The organism is Lachnoanaerobaculum sp. Marseille-Q4761 (assembly GCF_017565785.1).
In the GTDB taxonomy this organism is placed as follows: Bacteria; Bacillota; Clostridia; order Lachnospirales; family Lachnospiraceae; genus Lachnoanaerobaculum.
This window is the reverse complement of record NZ_JAGEKB010000003.1, coordinates 580,022-603,119: the sequence shown is the minus strand read 5'-3', so window position 1 is coordinate 603,119 and position 23,098 is coordinate 580,022. Positions and strand designations below refer to the sequence as shown.

Annotated in this window: 19 protein-coding genes, 1 tRNA gene and 2 pseudogenes; 12 read left to right on the top strand and 10 right to left on the bottom strand. The window is 35.0% G+C overall.

What is annotated here, in order from left to right; all coding sequences use genetic code 11:
* The first annotated feature begins 150 nt into the window (after window positions 1–150).
* Window positions 151–636, top strand: a complete 486-nt coding sequence (locus J4O15_RS13995; RefSeq protein WP_208101181.1) for a hypothetical protein — start codon at window positions 151–153, stop codon at window positions 634–636.
* A 130-nt stretch (window positions 637–766) separates the two neighbouring features.
* On the opposite strand, the gene J4O15_RS13990 is transcribed toward J4O15_RS13995, so the two are convergent.
* Window positions 767–1,462 (bottom strand): L,D-transpeptidase family protein, encoded by a 696-nt coding sequence (locus tag J4O15_RS13990; protein WP_208101180.1) that lies wholly within the window; start codon window positions 1,460–1,462, stop codon window positions 767–769.
* 203 nt (window positions 1,463–1,665) lie between these two features.
* On the opposite strand from J4O15_RS13990, the pseudogene J4O15_RS13985 reads away from it, so the two are divergent.
* The 3 genes and pseudogenes from J4O15_RS13985 to J4O15_RS13975 form a co-directional block, all read left to right on the top strand.
* Window positions 1,666–2,868: pseudogene (locus J4O15_RS13985) on the top strand (alanine/glycine:cation symporter family protein); the annotation flags it as partial.
* A gap of 164 nt (window positions 2,869–3,032) precedes the next feature.
* Window positions 3,033–4,358 (top strand): IS1380 family transposase, encoded by a 1,326-nt coding sequence (locus J4O15_RS13980; protein ID WP_208099814.1) that lies wholly within the window; start codon window positions 3,033–3,035, stop codon window positions 4,356–4,358.
* A gap of 167 nt (window positions 4,359–4,525) precedes the next feature.
* Window positions 4,526–4,744: pseudogene (locus J4O15_RS13975) on the top strand (alanine:cation symporter family protein); the annotation flags it as partial.
* 73 nt (window positions 4,745–4,817) lie between these two features.
* Here J4O15_RS13975 and J4O15_RS13970 read toward each other — a convergent pair.
* Window positions 4,818–5,513, bottom strand: a complete 696-nt coding sequence (locus J4O15_RS13970; RefSeq protein WP_208101179.1) for a DUF542 domain-containing protein — start codon at window positions 5,511–5,513, stop codon at window positions 4,818–4,820.
* Window positions 5,514–5,818: 305 nt separating this feature from the next.
* Between J4O15_RS13970 and J4O15_RS13965 the strand changes: the two genes are divergently transcribed.
* Window positions 5,819–5,890 (top strand) — tRNA-Arg (locus J4O15_RS13965).
* 1 nt (window position 5,891) lies between these two features.
* Here the strand turns inward: J4O15_RS13965 and J4O15_RS13960 are convergent.
* The 6 genes from J4O15_RS13960 to J4O15_RS13935 form a co-directional block, all read right to left on the bottom strand.
* Window positions 5,892–6,680 carry an ABC transporter ATP-binding protein gene (locus tag J4O15_RS13960; RefSeq protein WP_208101178.1) on the bottom strand — a complete coding sequence of 263 codons (789 nt, stop codon included), beginning with the start codon at window positions 6,678–6,680 and terminating at the stop codon, window positions 5,892–5,894.
* Between the two features lie 9 nt (window positions 6,681–6,689).
* Complete coding sequence (locus J4O15_RS13955) at window positions 6,690–7,730, bottom strand: FecCD family ABC transporter permease (protein ID WP_208101177.1); 1,041 nt, start codon at window positions 7,728–7,730, stop codon at window positions 6,690–6,692.
* 2 nt (window positions 7,731–7,732) lie between these two features.
* On the bottom strand, window positions 7,733–8,755 hold the full coding sequence (locus tag J4O15_RS13950; protein WP_208101176.1) for a FecCD family ABC transporter permease: 1,023 nt from the start codon (window positions 8,753–8,755) through the stop codon (window positions 7,733–7,735).
* A gap of 89 nt (window positions 8,756–8,844) precedes the next feature.
* Window positions 8,845–9,849, bottom strand: coding sequence for an ABC transporter substrate-binding protein (locus tag J4O15_RS13945; protein ID WP_208101175.1), 1,005 nt, complete (start codon window positions 9,847–9,849; stop codon window positions 8,845–8,847).
* 116 nt (window positions 9,850–9,965) lie between these two features.
* Window positions 9,966–10,778 (bottom strand): AraC family transcriptional regulator, encoded by an 813-nt coding sequence (locus J4O15_RS13940; protein ID WP_208101174.1) that lies wholly within the window; start codon window positions 10,776–10,778, stop codon window positions 9,966–9,968.
* 110 nt (window positions 10,779–10,888) lie between these two features.
* Window positions 10,889–11,608 (bottom strand): hypothetical protein, encoded by a 720-nt coding sequence (locus J4O15_RS13935; RefSeq protein ID WP_208101173.1) that lies wholly within the window; start codon window positions 11,606–11,608, stop codon window positions 10,889–10,891.
* A gap of 491 nt (window positions 11,609–12,099) precedes the next feature.
* Between J4O15_RS13935 and J4O15_RS13930 the strand changes: the two genes are divergently transcribed.
* The 5 genes from J4O15_RS13930 (at window position 12,100) to J4O15_RS13910 (ending at window position 16,599) form a co-directional block, all read left to right on the top strand.
* Window positions 12,100–12,831, top strand: a complete 732-nt coding sequence (locus J4O15_RS13930; protein ID WP_208101172.1) for an NAD-dependent protein deacylase — start codon at window positions 12,100–12,102, stop codon at window positions 12,829–12,831.
* Window positions 12,832–12,846: 15 nt separating this feature from the next.
* Window positions 12,847–13,836, top strand: a complete 990-nt coding sequence (locus J4O15_RS13925; RefSeq protein ID WP_208101171.1) for a helix-turn-helix transcriptional regulator — start codon at window positions 12,847–12,849, stop codon at window positions 13,834–13,836.
* A 111-nt stretch (window positions 13,837–13,947) separates the two neighbouring features.
* A complete protein-coding gene (locus J4O15_RS13920; RefSeq protein WP_208101170.1) occupies window positions 13,948–14,307 on the top strand; it encodes a YccF domain-containing protein in 360 nt (119 codons plus the stop codon).
* A gap of 106 nt (window positions 14,308–14,413) precedes the next feature.
* On the top strand, window positions 14,414–14,995 hold the full coding sequence (locus tag J4O15_RS13915; RefSeq protein ID WP_009220787.1) for a TerD family protein: 582 nt from the start codon (window positions 14,414–14,416) through the stop codon (window positions 14,993–14,995).
* A 143-nt stretch (window positions 14,996–15,138) separates the two neighbouring features.
* Window positions 15,139–16,599, top strand: coding sequence for a DUF438 domain-containing protein (locus tag J4O15_RS13910; RefSeq protein WP_208101169.1), 1,461 nt, complete (start codon window positions 15,139–15,141; stop codon window positions 16,597–16,599).
* Between the two features lie 135 nt (window positions 16,600–16,734).
* On the opposite strand, the gene J4O15_RS13905 is transcribed toward J4O15_RS13910, so the two are convergent.
* Window positions 16,735–18,312: an IS1182 family transposase gene (locus J4O15_RS13905; protein ID WP_208101168.1), complete on the bottom strand. Its 1,578-nt coding sequence runs from the start codon at window positions 18,310–18,312 to the stop codon at window positions 16,735–16,737.
* A 92-nt stretch (window positions 18,313–18,404) separates the two neighbouring features.
* Window positions 18,405–18,977, bottom strand: a complete 573-nt coding sequence (locus tag J4O15_RS13900) for a TetR/AcrR family transcriptional regulator (RefSeq protein WP_009220784.1) — start codon at window positions 18,975–18,977, stop codon at window positions 18,405–18,407.
* A gap of 407 nt (window positions 18,978–19,384) precedes the next feature.
* On the opposite strand from J4O15_RS13900, the gene J4O15_RS13895 reads away from it, so the two are divergent.
* Both J4O15_RS13895 and J4O15_RS13890 read left to right on the top strand, forming a co-directional pair.
* Window positions 19,385–21,640 (top strand): hypothetical protein, encoded by a 2,256-nt coding sequence (locus J4O15_RS13895; protein WP_243762073.1) that lies wholly within the window; start codon window positions 19,385–19,387, stop codon window positions 21,638–21,640.
* 101 nt (window positions 21,641–21,741) lie between these two features.
* On the top strand, window positions 21,742–23,034 hold the full coding sequence (locus tag J4O15_RS13890; protein WP_009220782.1) for a UDP-N-acetylglucosamine 1-carboxyvinyltransferase: 1,293 nt from the start codon (window positions 21,742–21,744) through the stop codon (window positions 23,032–23,034).
* Window positions 23,035–23,098 lie beyond the last annotated feature (64 nt).

Below are 23,098 nucleotides of genomic sequence, written 5' to 3'. Positions count from 1 at the left end.
AGGGGTGCATTTGTCGGCTGAACTTAACGACTCTTGTAAAGGATTTTAAAGTAAAAGCAGAGAAAATATTGATAAAGAGTAAAGACTATGTTATTTTAAGTACGGAAAAATCATAAAATAGAACAAGTATTTTGGTAGATAAGGAGAAATATGAGTAGGACAATGATGATTATCACCGTTGTTGTGGTGGTATGGGCAGTACTTTTTGCTATTTTTATGCTCTTGGACAAGAAGAGAAAGGATGCACAAAATAGCTTCAGTGAAGAAAATCGGGATAAGGCATTAGTACATTTATATTGTAAAAATATAAAGATTGATAATAAGCCTTTGTCGGAAGCAGATTATACTATAGGAGAATATTTACAAAAAATTGTGGCATTGACTTCAGGATTACACACAATTGAGGGAATATTTGAGTCCACAGACACTGTGATGGGGAAAACACGTAATGTAAAATCGGAAAAAGTAAGTTTTGAATTAGACTTGGAAGCAGGTAATAAGTATACAGTAGGGATGTATTTTAATTCTGCACAGGAAAACAAAGATGCCGATAAGGCTATACTTGAAATTCCTTTATCATTATATAGGGAAAGTGACAATATTAAAGCATATATAATTGCTTACAGGGAAACTTGATAAGATAGGAAATTACATGCTGCCGGCAAGATTCTTTAATAAAGAATCTTGCCGGCTATTTCTTTGGAAATTTATAAATTTACATAATGGTACTTTGTATTCACTGTTTACTGCTAAATATAATTTTTAATTAATAACTTGATAGTTTATCAACATTTTCAATTATTACTATTTTTGTATTTGAATCAACAGTTTGTACAAGCTTTTTCATATACTCTTCAGGTATTCTGATACAGCCGGCTGAAGAAGTATCATTATCGGTCTTTGTACAGTGGATAAATATTGCAGAGCCTTTTCCGGGGACGGCTTCGGTATTATAATTTAGAGCCAAAGCATAATTGTAAAAAGGAGATGCGGATTTTAAGTTCTCTGCTGAATTCCAGTCCTTATTTACATTTGAAATATTTACCCATTTATTATAGTAGGCACTGTTTGAATCATCCACCCAATAATCACCGTCACCTATTTTTCGATAATCTAAAATGCTGCCGGGATTATCCTTTAATCCGAAGGCAAACATAGCATTAAAAACACCTTCAGGAGTTTTTTTATCTCCCTCACTCTTTTGGGTGGAGATACCGTTGGTGCCTGCAATGCCGCCGACATACCAGTTTTTTGTCCATGTATCGTCAGAAGATTTTGTATAATCATTTACAGTGACCTTGTTTTTATTATTTTTATGGCCAACAATTAAAATAATATGATTTGCAGTCTTAGATACTGCCAACTGTTCTACAGGCAATGCGGCATAAGTATTTACATAAGTATTTGCCAATAGTGTAGAAAGTAATGCAAAAGTTGCACAGATTTTTTTAAATAATTTCATATATTATCCCATTCTATTTCCGGGATGAAAAGCACCCCGATGTTAAATATTTTATATATTTGATTTTATAATGAGAAATATACTTAAGTCAATGAAAAAAATATTAAGAAATTAAAACTATACCTAATTATAGGAATAAAAACAGATGCATATAACAGTGTATTATGGTAACATATTAAAGTGCAAATAAGGAGAGCTAATATATGTTAAGTAAGACAACAGACTTTTTGAAAATGGTAGATGATTTCGTTTGGGGTTTACCGCTTATTATTTTGATTTTGGCAACAGGATTATTTTTATCTATCAGACTTAGGGGATTGCAGATAAAGAGATTACCTCTTGCAATTAAGTATATGTTTTCATCGGATGAAAAAGATGGAAGCGGAGAAGTGTCAAGTTTTGCGGCACTTTGTACAGCACTTTCCGCCACCATAGGAACCGGTAATATCGTAGGTGTTGCTACAGCAATAGTATCGGGTGGACCGGGCGCTTTGTTTTGGATGTGGATGGCGGCAATTGTCGGAACCGCAACCAAGTATGCAGAATGTCTTTTGGCGGTAAAATACAGAGTGGTCGAAGAGGATGGTCATGTTATCGGTGGACCGTTCTATTATATTGAAAGGGGAATGGGTAAGCAATTTAGATGGCTTGCGAAGATTTTTGCTGTTTTTGGTATAATGGTAGGACTCTTTGGAATAGGTACTTTTACTCAAATCAATGGTATTACAAGTGCTATAGGAAATTTCTTTGACAATGAAAAGGCACAATATTTGAATCTTTTTGGAAGAGATTACTCTATTACAATAATTATATCCGGAATAATATTGACATTTTTTGTGGCATTGGTCTTGATAGGGGGATTGAAGAGAATATCAAATGTAGCACAGGTAGTTGTTCCTTTTATGGCTATTATTTATGTGGCAGTGGTAGTTATAATACTTGGATTAAACATTGGGAAGATACCGGCTGCACTGGCTGAGATAGCGGAGGGAGCCTTCGGTCTTAGAGCCTTTGGAGGAGGTATGTTCGGAGCTATGATTTTGGCTATGCAAAAAGGAATCGCCAGAGGCATATTTTCTAATGAGGCGGGACTTGGAAGTGCGCCTATTGCCGCAGCTGCAGCACAGTCAAAGGAAGAAGTAAGACAGGGGCTTATCTCAATGACGGGTACCTTTATAGATACTATTGTTATTTGTACTATGACGGGACTTTCCATAGTTATTACAGGTAGCTGGAATATGGGGCTGGAAGGTGTAGCGGTTACTACCAAAGCTTTTCAAATGGGACTGCCTTTTCCGGAAAGAGCGGCTGCATTTATACTGATGATTTGTCTGGTGTTCTTCGCATTTACAACCATACTGGGATGGGATTATTATTCGGAAAAATGTCTTGAATATATAATAGGCCTAAATTATTCATAGCATAGCTATGTCTGCGGCTGAAAGCCACATAATTACTGCATTTACAAAACTTTCTTACTTTCACCTAAAAAGTGAATAGAAAAAGGACCTCTTTCTTGGTAAAATTAAGGTGTCAAATCAAAACAATGCCAAGGAAAGGAAGTCCTCTTATGTCAATTTTAAACACTATTTCACTTGAAAGCAACAAGAAAATTAAAATAAATTTTAACGGTGGAAATCTCTCTTCTGATGGAGGGCTGCTCCTCATCAAAGAATTCGCTGCAAAGGTAGGTCTTATAAAGCTTGTGAAAAAGCTCTTCAAAACCAATGACCATACAAACAGCCGTATTCATACAGATTCTGATAACCTTATGCAGATGCTCTACCAAATTATAGCAGCCTATTTTGAGGATGATTGTGCAGATGAACTGATTAATGATCCGGTATTAACATCTATTTTGGAAAAAGAAGCCTTGGCTTCTCAACCTACACTATCTCGTTTTTGGAATAGAATGGACAACGACACTCTTACACAGCTTGATTCTATAAATGCAAAAATGCGTGATATTGTCTATTCTATTAAGGCTCCGGAGCACATGATGTTTGACCTTGATTCTACACTGCTTAACACCTACGGCAAGCAGGAAGGCGAAGGTTTTAACTTTCATTATCAGGCTCACGGTTATCATCCACTACTTTGCTATGACGGAATTACAGGTGATCTTTTAAAGGCTGAACTTCGTAACGGCACACAGTATTGTAGTAATGATGCTGACAAATTCATGATTCCACTGTTACAGGAATACCGTGCAAAATATCCATCGCTCCCTCTTTATCTTCGTGGTGATAGCGGTTTTGCTTCTCCTGATTTATACAAGGCTTGCGAAGATAACGACTGTAAGTATGCAATCCGCTTGAAGCAAAACCGAACATTGATAAAATACGCTGCAGATGCTGATACAGCATTATTTAGAGCAGCCCGTGAAAATCAAACGGATTATATGGTGGAATACGGTGAGTTCTATTATCAGGCAGGAAGTTGGTCGCATCCAAGGAGAGTTGTTTTTAAAGTAGAAAAACCCTATAATCAGTTTATTCACCTATATACTTTTATTGTCACTACAATGAAATCAGAACCACACAAAGTAATTCAATTTTATTGTGGGCGTGGCAAGATGGAGAACTTCATAAAAGAAGGTAAATCAGGGTTTGGTTTTTCTTCAGTAAGCAGTCGAACCAAGGTAGTCAACGCAAATCGTTTACAGGTACATGCTCTTGCATACAACCTGTTTAATTGGTTTAGGCGATTGGTGCTCTCTACAAATATGAGAAAGCAACAAATCAATACCATTCGCTTAAAGTTGCTAAAAGTAGCTGCAAAAGTAGTAAATAAGGCAAGATATATAGTACTCAAATTGTGTAGCAGTTGCCCTTATAAGAAAGAATTCTATGAAACGATTTCAAACATTATGAAACTGCCACTACAGTTGGAATAGTAGTAACTTATGAGCCTTGATAATCCAATATCAAATGACTATTTTTGATACATAGGGATAGTGCACCCTTTTTTCAGGTGATTTTCCAACTTACGAACGAGATAGCTTTATAAAACAATTATCTTGTAGGCTTTTTAAGCCAAATCTACTGTGGTGAATAATTCAGGATAGGTAATAAGTCAAAGGCAATAATGATCTATAGATGGATATATATCGGCTGCATTTTTATAGGACCTTATATGACTGTACAGGCTGTATGGACTATAGCGGATATTTGTAACGGACTGATGGCAATACCGAATTTAATAGCGCTTATAGCATTAAATGGAGTGGTCGTAAATGAAACTGATTCATTCTTTGAAAGAGGAGTTCATAAGCAAAAATAATATATAAGAAAAGGTCTTAGGTTCAGCTTTTTGCAAGAATCTAAGACCTTTTAAATTATTGGTTTTTAATAATTTATTGCTCGGTATACTCAGGGAAAACTATGCTGTTTTCTTTAAATACATGTACAAAAATGTCTTCCGTAAAATCTTTTAACAGGCGATAAGTTTGCATATAGGTAGGGCAGGCATCTTCAGGTACTTGATAGTCATTGGTAAGTTTTTGCATTTCCTTTAACATATCGCCGACACCCACATGTTCGCCTTCAAGTTCTTGTATAAACGCAAGTGTTTTTTTATCAGGACGTGGATTTGAACGCATTAGAGGAAAAACAAGTCGCTCTTCCTTGGCAAAATGCTCTTCAAGTTCAGCTTTCATTCTTGCAAAGAGATTGTGAATCTTTGCAAGTTCCTCGCCATGATGAGGATAATGCACTATCAAAATTTTATTTAAAAGCTGCTCAAGCTGTGCCATCATATCACGCTCTTGTACATGATGTGTCGTTTCCAAATCATTGAGCATTTCATTTATACTGAGCTTTCCGAAATCCTCAATAGTTGCAGAACTTCCACCGCTTTCCGACACTTTTTCTTCCACAATGCGGTTTAAATCTTTCAGTATTGTGGGGAGATCAACACTGCCGTCGGTAAGTGACTCATCCATAGGTAAATGTCCTCCACAGCAATAGTCCAAATGCAAATCATTTAAGTATGGAATAGTTTGCGGATATTGTTTAACAACTTCTGCTAATGTCATTTTTGATGTAATCATATATACCTCCTTATTGATAATGTTTTACACATATTGTTATTAAAATAATTACTTATAAATAAGAATATACCGGAGAATATAAATTGTTTTCGCCATATATATCTTTATGTAAATTATACATTTATTATATTTTAAAATCTGTATCCTAAGATACAGATTCTGTAAAAAACTTTGTGGAAAAACTTAAAATCAATAGAAAAGTCAGGGTTTAAAAACACAGATATTGTATATTCGCATCAAGACCTAAAAACAGCTTGAAAGAAGAAAGTATTTGTTGTATACTCCTTTTGTTATAATCAACACAAGTTCTCTTAGTTAAATGGATATAACGATAGCCTCCTAAGCTGTAGTTGTGGGTTCGATTCCCGCAGAGAACATTTATTCGCGAATCAAATCATAGGATATACATATAGGTTTTTTACTCGTGGAATCTTTTATAATATCAGCATTTATATTAAATGTCTTTTTTAACACATCTTCGCATATAACCTCATCAGGAGTACCGTATTCAATGATTTTCCCCGAACGCATTGCAATAATATAGTCTGAAAACCTTGATGCCAGATTTAGATCATGTAGTACCATTGCAATTGTACAGCCCTGTTCTTTATTAAGACGATAGAGAAGTTCCAAGATTTCAAGCTGATATGCAAGATCCAGATAGGTTGTGGGTTCATCTAATAATATAATATCTGTCTGCTGTGCAAGTGCCATAGCTATCCATACACGTTGTCTTTGCCCGCCCGAAAGATTGTCAACCAAAGTAACTTCATATTCTGAAAGCTTTGTAATATCCATTGCCCACTGTATTATTTTTTTATCTTCAACTGTAAGTTTTTTTAAACCGTGTTGATGAGGGAAACGCCCATAGGAAACCAATTCACCTACAGTTATACCTGAAGGAGCCTTTGGGGATTGCGGTAAAATGGACATCTTTTTGGCTACTTCTTTTGTATTTAAAGTATAAATATCTATTCCATCCAGATAGACAGATCCTCTTTCCGGTTTAAGGATTCTACCGATGGCCTTTAAAAGAGTTGATTTCCCACAACCGTTTGGACCTATAATAGATGTAATTTTTCTCTCGGGAATAACTATCTCCAAATTATTAATTATTATTTTTTTATTATAGGCAATGGTAAGATTGTTTGTTGATAATCTATTCATCTTAATCTCCTATGACGAAATATTTTTTCTTGTTAATAAGTAGATAAAATAGGGAGCACCTATAATTGCAACCATGATTCCTGTAGGTATTGATGAAGGCTGAATAACAGTTCTGCCTATTGTATCTGCCATACAAACCAAAACAGCTCCTATAAGCACAGATACAGGTAATAATATATGATTTTTTGAACCTACCAATCTTCTTGACAAATGTGGTGAAATCAAACCTACAAAACTTATATTTCCACCCACAGCCACACAGCAGGCAGAAAGCATGACAGAAACTGCAAGTAATTTACGTCTTTCTTTTTCTACATTTACACCCAGGGAAGTTGCAATTTCATCACCCATAATTAATATATCCAGGGTTTTAGATTTTAATATAACCAATGGTATAAGTATAGACATCCATAACAGAAGTACCAAAACATAACTCCAATTTGCACCCCAAATCTGTCCCGCCTGCCATCCTGCAACAATACTGAACTTCATATCATCTAAAGTTACTATTAATAATACTGTCAAGGCAAAAAGTCCTGATTGAACGGCTATACCCGTTAAAATTAATCTTGAATTTGATATTCCTTCATGCTTTTTATATGCCAACAAGTATACTGTAATTGCAGCAACTCCGGCACCGACCAATGCTAAAAATGGAAGTAGGAAAATAGAGAAAGTTCCACTTACACCTGACAATAAAGCATATAATATAACCATAAGTCCTGCACCGGAGTTTATCCCTAAAAGCCCGGGATCGGATAATGGATTTCCGGATATTCCCTGAATAATACATCCTGAAAGAGAAAGTCCTGCTCCTATAAGAGCGGATATAATGATTCGTGGTAGTCTGTATTGAAACAGTATAAGTTTTTGATTTTGGCTTCCTTTGCCAAGCATTATATAAAATATTTCCCTTACTGAAAGTTTTGAATAACCTGTGTTTAAACTGATTAAAAAGCAAATAATCATTAAAACGGATGTGACAATAATTATAGATATATTTCTATAATAAATATACTTTTTATATTTACTTATTATTCCAGATGTCATTACTACCTTCTTTCCTGTTTGCGTGATAAGTACAAAAATATTGGAACGCCTATTACTGCTATCAATGCGCCTATAGGTGTTTCGGCAGGCGGTTTTATAGTGCGAGCCATTAAATCTGCAATAACCATCAAGAGGCTTCCAAGCAAAGCCCCGATAGGTATAATCCATTTGTAATCAGCCCCTACAAAAAACATGGCAATATGAGGGATTATTAAGCTGACAAATCCTACATTTCCTACAACCGATACTGAAATTCCGGCAAGTACTACCACGGTAACAGAGCTCAAAATATGGATAAGATTTGTATTTGCACCCAAACCTTTTGCAGCCTCTTCTCCAAGACTTAATATGGAAATATGTTTTGATAAAAGCATGGCAAGTATTGTTGCAGGCAGTATAAAAGGTAACATAATAAGAACCTGCTCATTTGAAGCGGCACAAACTCCTCCAACAGCCCAAAACATAATATCTTTTGAAATATCAAAATAAAGTGAAAGTCCCTGGCTTAATGCTGTAAGAAGCATACTTACGGCAGCTCCTGCCAATACAAGGTGAGTAGAAGAATTACCACCAAATTGAAGTGAAGAAATACCCATAACCATAAATGCCCCCAGTGTTGCACCGATAAAACAAATAAGAACAGTCTGAAGATATGAGATTGAAGGAAAAAAAACAAAGCAAAGTGCCAAAGCAAACCCTGCACCTGAATTTATCCCCATAAGCCCGGAGTCTGCCAGAGAATTCCTTGTAATACCTTGCATTATTGCACCTGATATAGCAAGAGATGAACCGATAAGTATAGCTGCAATAACACGTGGCAGTCGAATACTTAAAATTATCAAATGATCCTTATTGGAAGGATTAAAATTAAAAAAGGCATCAAGTGTAGTTGAAAAAGATATTTCAGAAACACCGCAGCTTATAGAAAATACAGAAATAAAAAGTAATAGTACAAAAACAATAAAAATTAAGTATATCCTGTAGGATTGTACTTTTATATGGTCTTTTTTATAATTCTTAAACATGTGGGCTCCAATTTCCTGATGTAAAATATAAATACAAATTGCAAGAAGGGCAGGTGTATCTGCCCTTCCCACAATATTGATTAAAGCTATTATTGCTTATTATATATTTCTGTCAGCTTTTGTGCCGCAAGGCTCATTGTTAACGGTCCGAAAGTATTCATATTTTCATCAAAATAATATACACGATTATTTTGTACAGCATCGAGTGAATTCCATACCGGTGATGATTGCATACTCTCTACAAAAGCCAAAGCGGATTTTTGATTATGCTGAAATACTATATAATAGGGATTCATATCTGCAACGGCCTCAAGAGACATACTCTCAGCCGGGAAATTTTCTGGTTTTGTAAGTTTGAATGTATTATAATAAGCTGCTCCTCCAAGAGCAATAAAGCTTTTTCCGTCTGTACGGAATATAGCAAAAGTTCTTTCCGGATTTTTTTCAATAACTTTATTAGCATCAGCTATCTTACCTTCAACCTCTGACACGATATTGTCTACCTCATTTTCCTTACCTAAGAATTCCGCTATAAACTTTAGTTGATCCTGCCAGCTTGCTTTATAGTCAATAAGTATTACCGGAGCAATTTCGACCAGTTGATCATATATGGTATCAATCCCTTTCTGCCCTGCAAAGGTTACTATAAGATCAGGCTTGGATTCAAGAACAGCCTCCAAATTAATCTCCAATGCACTACCAAGATCAATCATATCAAGATCTTTTGCATAAGGACTGAACAGCTCGGATTCACTTAAGGCAGAAGCTTCTCCCAATTGATTGAAATGTGCTGTTGCAGTAGGTTTTACACCTAGGGCAAGAAAATATTCTAAAGGATATGTATGCAGCATAGAAATTCGTTTGGGTTCAGCTTCTAAAATAACCTCATGTCCGGTGGCATCTGTTATAGTTCTTGGCCATGATGTGTCAGCTTTAGATTTGGCAATAGAAGCAGAAGTACCGGCTTCACTTGTTTGTGTAGTTACACTTTCTGTAGTATCATTAACACTTTCTTTAGTAGAATTACTTGCACAGGCGTATAAAAGTGTTGTGATTAATATAAATGAAAACAAAAAACATAAAACTTTCTTCATAGTTCCTCCAATCCAAAGTAAAATAATCATCTATATCATTTTTTAAATAAAAATATATCAAAAAAAATAATATAATAAATCGCATATTTCCTAAAAATAATATGGAGGATTTCCTGTTACATAATTATTATAGATTTTTGTCGGAATTTACTTGGAGAAATACCATAATGTCTGCTAAACTGTCTGCTGAAATAAAGAGGATCTTCATAGCCGACGCTTTTTCCTATTTCCTTTATACTGCATTCTGTGTTTTCAAGTAATCTCCTGGATTGTTTTAATCTACAGGAAATCAAATAGTCGATTGGAGCAATTCCTGTATATTTTTTGAATATTTCGGAAAAATATTTTCCGCTCATATTGTATTTATGCCCAAGATCGGATAATGTTTGGGGTTGCATATAATGATGTTCAATATATTTTTTTGCATCCTCTATGACACTATGATTATCAATTTTTTCCATATTCTTTGCACATAAAAATATTTCCGAAAGTGCCGAATAGGACAGGGTCTTCATTTCCAATGACAATTTTGTATCAGGTGTTTTCCAGAAATTTGCTAATTGTTGTAATAGAGAAAAAAGTTTAGGTGTAAAATTAATTTTAAGTTCGTAAGGACAGTGCATATAGCTTGAATCATGTCCATCATATTTATAGTAAAGTGTAAAGAATTTAAAAGGTGAATTATCTTTATTTTTGGAGGTCAGCCACTTACCCGGACACCCGTGAATAACCTTTCCCGATTGAAGTTCATAACTGTTTTCACTCATACACAATTGGGCATTTCCCTGAAAAGGAATAATAAACGCTGACAGATAAGTACGATAACCATCAACAATATGGCCCGGTGGTGTACAAATACAGCGAACCGGGCCTAAGGAAAAGGGCAACTGTGCATATTCATCCATAATTTGTTTTAAATCCATGCTCATAGACAAATCTCCGTTCAAAAGTAATATAGCTTGAAGCTATAATGGTTAGTATAAACTAACTAGGATTTTATCATTTTTTATTGTCTATTTCAATGCATGAGAATTTATATTTACTTCGCAGCACTTTCCATTGTAAAGTTATAATAAAAATCATTTCCGGTGTAAGTGATTATAAATTGGTCGTCCTTGTATTCACCATAAAGGCTTGCACCGTCGGCAACATCACCTTCAAATAAAACAGTCTCGGAAATATAGCTCCACTGAGGTGTTGCAATTTCTGTGCCGTCAAAGCTTATAATAGAGCTGTGATCCGGATTTAGAGTGGCTGTAATTGCACTTGGAGATACCTCACTTGAAGCATCATCGCCCATTACATCGGTTACTGAGGCACCTATCCAGTCGCCGAGCAATGCCTTTTCTTCTTCAGGAAGGAAATTTTCAGGTTTTGCAGCATCTGTTCCTTCCTTGGCAAAGGTTATATCCAATGAAACTCCGACTTCCTCCTTTAAAAAATCTTTGAAAATTATGGTATCTTCCCCCAGTTCTCCTACGATATCTGTTTTTTCAACTGTAATTGTGACAGTATCGTCATCATTAACCCACTTTCCATTAATGGTTTCGTCATCTATGGTTATTGTTGCCTTACCTTTACTTTTTAGTTCCAGTGTAAAGCCTTCCATTTCGCTGCCTGAGAGTGTTGTTCCAAAGGAAGTACCTGTTACCGCGATATACTTTCCTGATAGGGCATCATCCGCTCTGCCGGATCCGCCACATGCTATAATTGATAAAGACAGCATCATAACAATAAGAATCGAAATAATTTTTTTCATTTTACTTTCTCCTTAATATAATAAATTTTTAAGTTCTAAAATAGTGTTCCGGTTTTTAACAATATCTCCTTTCTTTTATTTATTGCCGGATAACAATCTATTTATTTACCCATATACTACAGCATGTGATTTTTAAAATATATTATCAATTGAATACTTTTCCGTGGAGAAAGCAAAAAGTATTCAATAGATAAGAAGATAATATACAAAAATATAATAAATAAACTTTAGAATATATGCACTATTTAGATAATACCTTATGGTATAATAAATTTATATACCATAAATCATCAGCTACAAAATATTCACCGAAAAGTGACTACTAAAAAATCCTTATAAGCTTGAAGAATTTAATTGTCATAAATATTGAGCTGTAAGCAGAGCTATGTAATATAACATTCCCGCCAAATTTTAAAGACTTTAAAGATTATGAAAACTGTATTAAAATATCATCAGATAATAAATGTATATTTAAAGAAAGGGGTATTCATATGTATGAAAGGGAAAAAGATGAGCTACAAAAAATTATAGACAACAGCAAAAATATTGTGTTTTTTGGCGGTGCAGGAGTGTCTACAGAAAGCGGTATACCTGATTTTAGAAGTGCAGACGGACTTTATCATCAAGAATATAAGTATTCACCTGAGCAGATAGTAAGTCACAGCTTTTTTATGAGATACCCCGAAGTTTTCTATGAATTTTATAAGGAGAAAATGATCTGTCTTGATGCGAAACCGAATGCGGCTCATATTAAGCTTGCAGAACTTGAAAAGGCGGGAAGATTAAAAGCGGTGGTGACTCAGAATATAGACGGACTTCATCAGGCTGCCGGCAGTAAAACGGTATATGAACTGCATGGAAGCATACATAGAAACTATTGTATGAAATGTCATAAGTTCTATGATGCGAAATTTGTGAAAGAAAGCGTGGGAATTCCCATTTGTGAATGTGGAGGAAAAATAAAACCCGATGTGGTACTTTATGAGGAGGGACTTGATTCATTTACTATTGAAGGGGCTGTAAAAGCTATATCATCAGCAGATACGCTTATTATTGGAGGAACATCTTTGGTGGTATATCCGGCAGCAGGTTTTATAGATTATTTTAGGGGAAAACATCTTGTAGTAATCAACAAGTCCGATACGGGAAGAGCTGTAAATGCCGAGCTGTTTATAAATGCTCCTATTGGGGAGATTATGGATAAAATAATTGTAAATGCATAAAAAAAAAGGAGTGTTATGCCAAGAGGGAGCAATCAAAAGTTTAAATTTACATATCTTATGAAAATAATGTCTGAAAAAACAGATGATGAGCATAGCCTGACCATGCCTCAGATAATTGAGGAATTGGAAAAATACGGAGTGAGCGCTGAAAGAAAAAGTATCTATGAAGATTTTAAGGATATGGCAAATTTCGGCATGGAGGTGATAAAAGAGCAAAGGGGTAGGGAAACCTTTTATAATATAGCGAGTAGAGAGTTTGAGCTGGCTGAGGTCAAGCTTTTGATTGATGCGGTGCAGTCTGCAAAATTTATAACACAGAAAAAGTCAAAAAAATTGATATCAAAGGTAAAGAACTTTGTAAGCGAACATCAGGCAAAACAGCTACAAAGACAGGTGGTTATAAATGATCGTGTAAAGACGATGAACGAGAGTGTATATTATAATGTGGACGATATACATACTGCAATCAATCAAAATAAAAAGATAAAGTTTAAATATTATAAATGGGATATAAATAAAAAACTGGTGGAAAGACATGGAGGAATTTATTTTGTAGTAAGTCCATGGGCATTACTTTGGGATGATGAAAACTACTATATGATTGCATTTGATGATTGGGACCACAGGATAAAGCATTACAGAGTGGACAAGATGATGTATATTGAGGTGGAGAATGAGGATAGAGCCGGAAAGGATGAGTTTAAAAACTTCGATATGGCAAAATATTCCAAGGCGACCTTCAGTATGTATCATGGAGATAAGTCAAAGGTATGTATAAGATTTGCAAATCATATGTGTGGAGTATTTATAGACAGATTCGGGAAAGATACACTTTTTAGGAAGGTGGATGAAACTCATAGTGAGCTTATGGTGGATATAAATGTCAGTCTGCAGTTTTTTGGATGGATTTTCAGCCTTGGAAAAGATGTGGAAATAGTTTCGCCAAAGGAAGTCGTACAGGAGATGAGAGACTATGCAAAGAGCTTTTTGGGAAAATACGAATAATAATAGCTTAAAATCCGAAAAAACTTGTTAGATAATCTAAAATAGGCTATTATGATATAAGTATTTAAAGGGGTTAAAAGATGGTTTAATCTGGAAATGAGGAGTTGACTTATGAGTCTTTTAGGGAACATATTGTGGCTGATTTTTGGAGGTTTTATCTGTGGATTGGCATGGCTGTTGGCAGGAGTGATATTTTGCATAACCGTTATAGGAATACCTTTCGGGCTTCAATGCTTTAAAATCGCAGGTCTGGCATTTTGTCCGTTTGGGAGGGATGTTGTCTATGGCGGAGGAGCCGGAAGCTTTATTGTAAATATCATCTGGCTGATTTTCTTTGGGGTATGGATGGCAATAGGAGATTTGATTGCCGGATTAATACTTTGCGTTACAATAATAGGTATTCCTTTCGGATTGCAGTTTTTTAAGCTTGCAAAACTTTCACTTATGCCTTTCGGTGCAAGAATAGTATAATAAAATATTAAATTATATAGCAGCTGATTGAAAAATTAGATTAATTGATATATTATTGAAATAAATAAGTTTGGTAAATAATTTATCAATATATTAGGAGGATAATATGCCGATTAGTTTAAAAAAGGGACAGAAAGTCAGCCTTACAAAGGGTAACCCGGGATTAAAGAATGTAGTGGTAGGACTTGGATGGGATACAAATGCCTATGATACAGGTTCTGATTTTGACCTTGATGCCGCTGCATTTTGCCTTACAGACTCAGGTAAGGTATCAAGCCAGAATGATTTCGTATTTTTTGGTAATTTAAACCATCAATCAGGTGCTGTATCTCATCTTGGAGATAATCTTACAGGTGCCGGAGACGGAGATGATGAGCAGATTAAAATAGACTTATCAAAAATTCCTGCAGAGATTACAAAGATTGCATTTACAGTTACTATTTATGAAGCTGAAGCAAGAAGACAGAATTTCGGTCAGGTTTCAAATGCCTTTGTTAGAATATTTGACGAAAACACGGGTGAGGAGCTGCTAAGATATGATCTTGGTGAGGATTTCTCTATTGAAACAGCAGTTGTTTTCGGTGAATTATATAAAAATGCGGATGAGTGGAAATTCAATGCAATAGGCAGCGGATATCAGGGTGGATTGGCTGCGCTTTGCAATATGTACGGTATAGATGCGGAATAATTATCAGAGGACTTGGCAATTTTGCCGGTCCTTTTTTATGTGATGAAAAAATATTTTGTTTGTAACAAATGCTACTGAAAAAGTGTTTGGGGAATATTATAATTAGGATGTACTAACTTAGATGGGGAAAAAAGGAGAAGAATATGAGTAAGATACTTGATTTAAATAAACCGGTTTATGAGTTGGCAAAGGAATATCCGGACTTTATTGAAATATTTGCAGGACTTGGCTTTGCGGATATAAAAAATCCCGCTATGTTAAATTCAATGGGTAGAATTATTACAATAAATAAAGGCTCTGAAATGAAGAAGATACCACTTGATAAAATCAAGGAAGTTTTCAAAGAGCATGGATATGAGATAGCTGAAGATAAAAAAAAAATAACTGATATCTCTGAGGATATAAAAAATGCTGATACCGGTGAGGAAAATACCGAATTATTAAAGCAGTATTTGATAAGATTATCAAAGGGTGAGGCATTGGAGTCGGTTCAAAAAGACTTTAGAGAAAAGTTTGAGTCTGTAGATGCGAGTGAGATTATGAAGGCGGAGCAATCATTGATGGAATCAGGAGTTCCCTATCAAGAAGTACAAAGATTATGTGATATCCATTCAGCTCTCTTTCATGGTGCAACAAGCAATGAAACAGAAATAAATAATACTGTAAGTATGGCAGATTCCGCCGATTCGGACGATACTAAGAAACTTGTGGAAACAAAGGGACATCCTCTATATACCTTTACCAAGGAGAATAAAAATCTCGACAGATATGTGAGTGAGTTTTTGGAAAAACTTGAAAATAATGTGGTGGACAGAAAATTGCTTTTAAAAATAAGAGAGGTTTCCACACATTATGCAAAAAAGGGAGATCTTTTATATCCTCTTTTAAAGACAAAATATAATGTTTCAGGTCCGTCTACAGTTATGTGGTCTGTAGATGATGAAATAAGAGATGAACTTGGCAGATTGGCGGGAATAGAAAAAGAAGATGAACAGTGGACAGTTGATATAAAGGCTGTACTAGGTCGTATGCAGGAGATGATTTATAAAGAGGAAAATATTTTATTTCCGATATGTACTGTGAATTTTTCCGATGAAGACTGGATAAATATCTATATGGACAGCAAGGGCTATGAGAATTGCCTGGATGTAATACCTGAAAGCTTTGATAAGGCTGAAAGTGTAAAAAGAGTATTTGATGATATTGACGGAGAGATAGTACTTCCCGGTGGTCATTTCACAAAGGAGCAGCTTATAGCTGTATTGGATACAATGCCTATGGAAATCACATTTGTGGATGAGAATGATATCAATCGTTTCTTTAATGATAATGATTCTCCAAAGGCATTTAAAAGACCTCTTATGGCAATTGACAGAGATGTTTTCTCCTGTCATCCTCCAAAGATAGAGCCTATGGTTAGAGAAATTATCTCAGGATTTAAAGACGGAAGCAGAGATGAAGTCTCTATATGGGTAAAGAAAAACAATAAGGATATGCTGGTAAAATATATGGCTGTCAGAGATAAAAACAAAAAATATCTTGGAACAATGGAAATAGTGCAGGATATGGATTTTGCAAGAAAGCATTTTGAAGAAGAAGTTTAATATAAAAAGGGGCTGTGAAAAAACTCGATTGAGTTTTTTCACAGCTCCCTTTTTGCACTTATTGTTTATAAATGACTGAAATCATACGCAAAAAAGACGCACTTCCCCTACCCCATAGAAATTCTTTTTTTGAATCTATGCGGCAGTTCTGTTTCTCATCTTTTTTTTCTGATATTTATATAAATTATGGCCTATCGCCACGAGTAAAACTTCCAGTTTGACTGAATGAATACCTCTTCGGACAATTCTCTTGTACCAACGGTCATTTTTCATAATTCCGAAAGTGCCTTCTGCTTGTATCGAACGGTTCATTCGTAATAACGCACCATGGATACTTTCTAGGTTTTCGATTACTTCCTGATGCATAGAAGTTAGTTCCTGATTGATCCGAACGGTTCGATTCTTATCTGTCTTCTTACATTTCTTTGCATATGGACATCCACTACAGTCTTCGCATTCATACAATTCTTCTTTGCGTCCGTACTGATTTCCTCTCACATTTTTTCTGTATAAAAAATGGAATGATTTATCATTAGGGCATCTCATGAATCCTTGCTCATCAATTCTGAAGTTAACTGCACGAAAAGGATCTTCATGATATTTCTTATCCTTAGTTTCCTTTTTAAACATTGGAAATTTCATATACTTTTCAATTCCGTTCTGTTCACAGAAAATATAATTGTTGTATGAGCCATATCCGGCATCTGCAACAGGATACTTGGGATAGAATCCATAAGTTTGTTTGAAGTGCTCCATCAAAGGAACAAAACAATCCATATCCGAACGATACTGATTCACGTCAACAACTGCAATATATTCATCTGCTACACCAATCTGTACATTATATGCCGGCAGAAGTTGATCATTGCCCATGTAATCCGTTTTGATACGCATAAAGGTAGCTGAGTTATCTGTTTTAGAGTAACTGTTTCGGTTAGGACCACAGATTTCTATTCTTTGTATGTATTCTTGAAGTTTCTGACAGAAAGTAGTCAAGTGTTCATAATGACGCTGTTCTTTGGATTTTCGTTTTCCGCTTCCGTAAACAAATGTACTTGTATCCAGTTCCCATAAAAGTACTAGCTGCTCAACGATTTCATTCAGATAATCCGGTACATACTCCGGGTTTGTTGTAATCTGCACCCCGCTCCATGCGATTTCTGCATTAATTTCCTCAATCTCCGCAGTGATTTTTTCGTAAAGCTTGTAACGGAACTTTTCGGTAGCCTTCTTCCATACCCAGGTATACTTGTTTGCATTTGCTTCAAACTTGGAGCCGTCGATGTAGAGATATTGAAGATCTACATGCTCCTCGTTAAAGATAGCATGATTGATATCGTTAAAAATGTTTTCAATCTTATCTTGAAGTATTTCATTGATGAAATATCCAAAGGTTCTGTATGACGGAGTCCGATAATCCATGAGATACATGAACCTGATATTAACTTTGCAGTTGTCTTCCAGTTTTCTCAGAGAGCAGTAACCGCTAGTCATAAATCCGAAAAGTACTGTTTTTAACATGTTGACCGGATTATATCTGCGTCGTCCGGTTGTGTACTCCGGAATATCCGTCAGATACTTGTTTAAATCGATTCCTCCCATCAATCTGTCAAATGTTAAAACAGGATCCAGCAGATTCAAACAATCTGAAAGAAACAGTGGTAAATATCCTTGTTTTGTATTACAATAATTGTTGTGTAAAGTTTTTGTCATAAGTTAATTTTACCACAAAAATAGGACCTTTCGCATGAACGAATGGTCCTATTTCTTTTAGGGACTTATTTCACAGCCCCCTTTTACCGATATTATTCTATTATATTTGTAAGTCCCGATTTGATAAATGAGATTGTGAGAAGAGAAAGCTCATGAGGTGACATTTCAAATTCACTGTTTACCCATCTTACCAAAAGTCCGAGAGTTCCCGAAAGTATAAAATCATAGTATAATTCAAAATAAGGCATATTTTTTTGCTTTATAAATGTCTTATATTTATTGAACACACATTCTCTCAATTTATTTCTGATTTCGGTTGAAAAGCCGGCATCCAAATCATCATGTAAAAATATCTTAGACATATCTCTGTTTTGGTATATAAAATCAAACAGAGCTTCAACGAATGGAAGCAAATTGTCAGTTTCAGGAGCTATATTTGTAAGTATGGCTTCAAAATCAGTCAAAAGATCTTTTTGAATATGTTCAAGTAAGTCATACACATCTTTATAATGCAGGTAAAATGTCCCACGATTGATATCAGCCATCTGTGCCAACTCTTTTACAGTGATATTTTGGATTTTTTTTGTTTCAAGCAGAATGCTCAGACAACTTCTAAGTTGAGATTTTGTTTTCCTTACACGCCTGTCTACAGTTTGTTCCTTCATAATTCCTCCAAGTAATATAATAAAATTCTATTTTTAAACATAACAGTTTAGGATGATGCTTAAAAAGCTGATGTTATCTAATTAACCAATGTATATAAATATATCTAAAATTATAATCATTTCCATATAAAAAAGCAATACAATTATGTGAAAACAGGTAACAAGTATTGCTAAAAAGCAAGACAAAATAAATAGCTGATAAATACCGACAGCAGCGACTTTATAGTATATGTTGATGTTAAGCATAAAAATATAGTATAATACAATGTTGTAGTCAAAAGAATATAGTAAAGACTATAAAGGATATGTGAAAATAAGGATTATTTATGAGAGCTAAAAAGTTTAGATATATTATATTTGTGTTTGTATTCCTATTGGCGGTAATAGGTTTTTTGTTGTATTCATTTTTGGGTAAAGAAAAAAATGAAACCATAGGCGGTGATATAGAAGGAAGTGATTTAAATATACCTAAGTTGTATAATGTACTTGATGATTACTATATCAACAAAATGTATGGCTACAGCAATGAGATGGATGCGGCGGTATCTGATAATATACTCTCACTTGTACTTGATGATTTCAGTATGAAGTTTCGAATCGTGGACGCAGATATCTCGGAGATAGAAGATTTTGATTATAGTATAAGAAAATTTGATACCAATGAGCTTGTGGAAAGTGGAGAAAGAACAAAGGTGGAAAGTGATATAATAGACCTTCACCTCTCAAGCTTGATGGAAGAAAATAAAGAATACTCTTTGGAGTTGAAATTATATACAAATGGAAAGACATATCATTATTACAGCAGAATAATCAGGAGTAATACGGAGTTTTTAAAGAAGCTGATAGATATGGCAAATACCTTTTCAAATAATAATTTTGACAGCAATACCGCAAGGGATAATTCTGTGTATTTGGAGAGTGACGGAACGGGTAATTCCAGAGGGCTTGAATATGTTACATTAAAATCAGATTTTGAAATGATAAGTTACAATGGTATGAGCCTTACACCGGCTGAGAAGGAAGTAACACTGGTAAATTATAATGGTAAAGTCGGAGAGATACATTTCAGCTTTACAGCGGATGCATACGGAAAAACCTATAATATAGAAGAAAACTTTATTTGCAAATCAGGTGCACAAAGACTTTATATGCTTGACTATACCAGAACTATGAATCAAAAGATTTTAAATAAGCTTACTGTAGATAAAAAAATTGATTTGGGTATGGGCAATAGAGGAAGCAGGATAATAACAAATGCCAAAGTTGATAAAATAGCCTTTCTTGCAGATAATAAACTGTTTTTATCGGATGGTAAGAAAGAAAATGTGGATGTGATATATTCCTGTGGAAAAAATAATTATATTATGCCTCTAAAATTCGGAGACGGACTATACTTTATCAATTATGGATATAATTTAGATGATTCTCATATAGGAGAGGTAGGAGTCTGCTTATTAAAATATATGGAAGATACTAAAAAGGTATCAAAACTGGCATTTATAAAAACCGATGTTGATGTTGCCAGCTTGAAAGAATCCATAGATGAACTGGCATATATGGGTGATAGCGGTATGTTATATATAAAGCTCCTTGACAAGGTGGTAGGTCTTGATATCACATCAGGAAGCTATGTAACGGTTGCTGAAAATCTTGAAACCGGAAAATACTCTATAAGTCAGGATAAAAGCTTGCTCTCATGGAATGTCGGAGACGGGCTTAATATCTATAATTTTGCTGTCGGAGAGAATAAGCAGCTTGATAATGCAAATGAGGTGATGTTGCCTATAGGATATATAGGAAGTGATTTGGTTGTGGCAATACAGTCACAGAATATTTCAAATACAGTAAACGGCAAGTCGGTAGGCAGTATTTTTGAAAAAATAAGTATATATAATAATCTTTTGGAATTACAAAAGGAATATACTTATGATGGCAGATATATTGACAATATCAATGTAAGCGGAAATCGTGTGCATATAGAACTTTATCAATATGACGGTGAGAATTTTACAAGACTTGGTGAGGACACTATCATAAGCAGTAAATCGGTGGCAAGTGAAAGCAGACTTTCTTCATATGCAGACAGTTACAGAGGCAAAAATTATGTTATTGATTATACAAAGAAAATAGATAGGGAGATCTCATACTCTAAAACCCTTGAAATAGAAGCAAGTGATCTGGAGTATGATATAGAATTAAACACATCATATTTGAAAAATATGTACTATGTTTATATCAATTCAAAACTGAAGGGTATTTATGACGATCCTGTGCGCGCAGTTGAGGATGCATACACAGATATGGGATTTGTCAGAAGAAATGGAATAATGATATATGTAAGAGCTATGGTGGATACAGCATCAAATATAAATTTTGAGGCTTCGGCTGCAGGAGAATATGTAAATTATTGGGAAAATAATGAGCTGACAAGATTCCGTGGTATAACATTGAAAGAAGCGATGTATTTTCTGACAATAAAAAAACCTGTATTTACATTTACAGCAATAAATAATCCGGTAATTCTTACAGGCTATGATTCTAAAACTGTCACGATATACGATATAAATACCTCAAGTATACAGAAAATAGATATAAACGAAGCTCAAAGTATATTCAATAGTACTCAAAATGACTTTTCTTGTTTCTTTACCTTTGGAATGTAATGTGATAAAATTATAATCGTAATAAAAAAGAAAGAAATAACTTAAGATTTTAGTAACCTAACATAAAGTTAAAAAAATATATTTTTATATAGAGGAGAAAAATGGCTCAATATATAATGAATGGTGGAAGTCCATTGGTGGGAGAGGTTGCCATTGGTGGAGCAAAGAATGCGGCACTTGGTATTTTGGCGGCGGCTATAATGACAGATGAAGATGTTTATATAGAGAATTTACCTGATGTAAAAGATATTAATGTAATGCTTGAGGCAATCAAGGCAATAGGTGCAAGTGTTGAAAGACTTGACAGACATAGTGTAAAAATAAATGCATCTTCAGTAAAAGATGTTTTGGTGGATGATGAGTTTATAAGAAGAATCAGAGCGTCATACTATTTTATAGGGGCACTTTTGGGCAAATATAAGAGTGCGGAGGTAGCATTACCCGGAGGTTGTAATATAGGTTCAAGACCTATAGACTTACATTTAAAAGGCTTTAAAGCGTTGGGGGCTGAAATTGAAATTGAATCAGGCAGAGTAAAGACTCATGCTATAGATTTGGTTGCGGCGGATATCTATCTTGATACCGTATCGGTAGGAGCTACTATAAATATTATGATGGCGGCGTCATTGGCGGAGGGTAGAACTCTTATTGAAAATGCCGCTAAAGAACCGCATATAGTAGATGTGGCTAATTTCTTAAACAGTATGGGAGCTGATATAAAGGGTGCAGGAACGGATGTTATAAGAATAAACGGAGTAAAGACTTTGCATGGAAGCCAGTACTCTATAATTCCCGATCAAATAGAAGCGGGAACATTTATGTGTGCTGCAGCTATAACAAAGGGAGATATTACTGTTAAAAATATTATACCGAAACATATGGAGGCTATAAGTGCAAAGCTTATGGAAATGGGATGTGAGGTGGTAGAGTTTGATGATGCAATAAGAGTTATTGCAAAAAACAATCAAAAGGCTACAAATATAAAGACATTGCCATATCCGGGCTTCCCTACAGATATGCAGCCACAGATAACTACAGCATTGGCGCTTGCCGGTGGAAGCAGTCTTGTGGTAGAGAGTATATTTGAAAACAGATTTAAATATGTGGATGAACTTGCAAGAATGGGCACCAATATAAAAGTAGAGGGTAATACCGCTATGGTTATCGGTGTGGAAAAACTCAGAGGAGCGGCATTGAAAGCACCGGATCTTAGGGCAGGTGCGGCATTGGTATTGGCAGGTCTTGCTGCCGAAGGTCAGACCACTGTGGATGATATTAAATATATAAAAAGAGGATATGAGGACTTTGAGGGAAAACTGATTTCACTTGGAGCCGATATAAAGGAAATAGACAGCGAAGTTGAGGCAAAGAAGTTCAATATCAAAGTTGTATAAAGATATTTGCGGGTGGATTTGCCATCCGCAATTTTTTTAATAGCCGCAAATATAATAGTAAAAG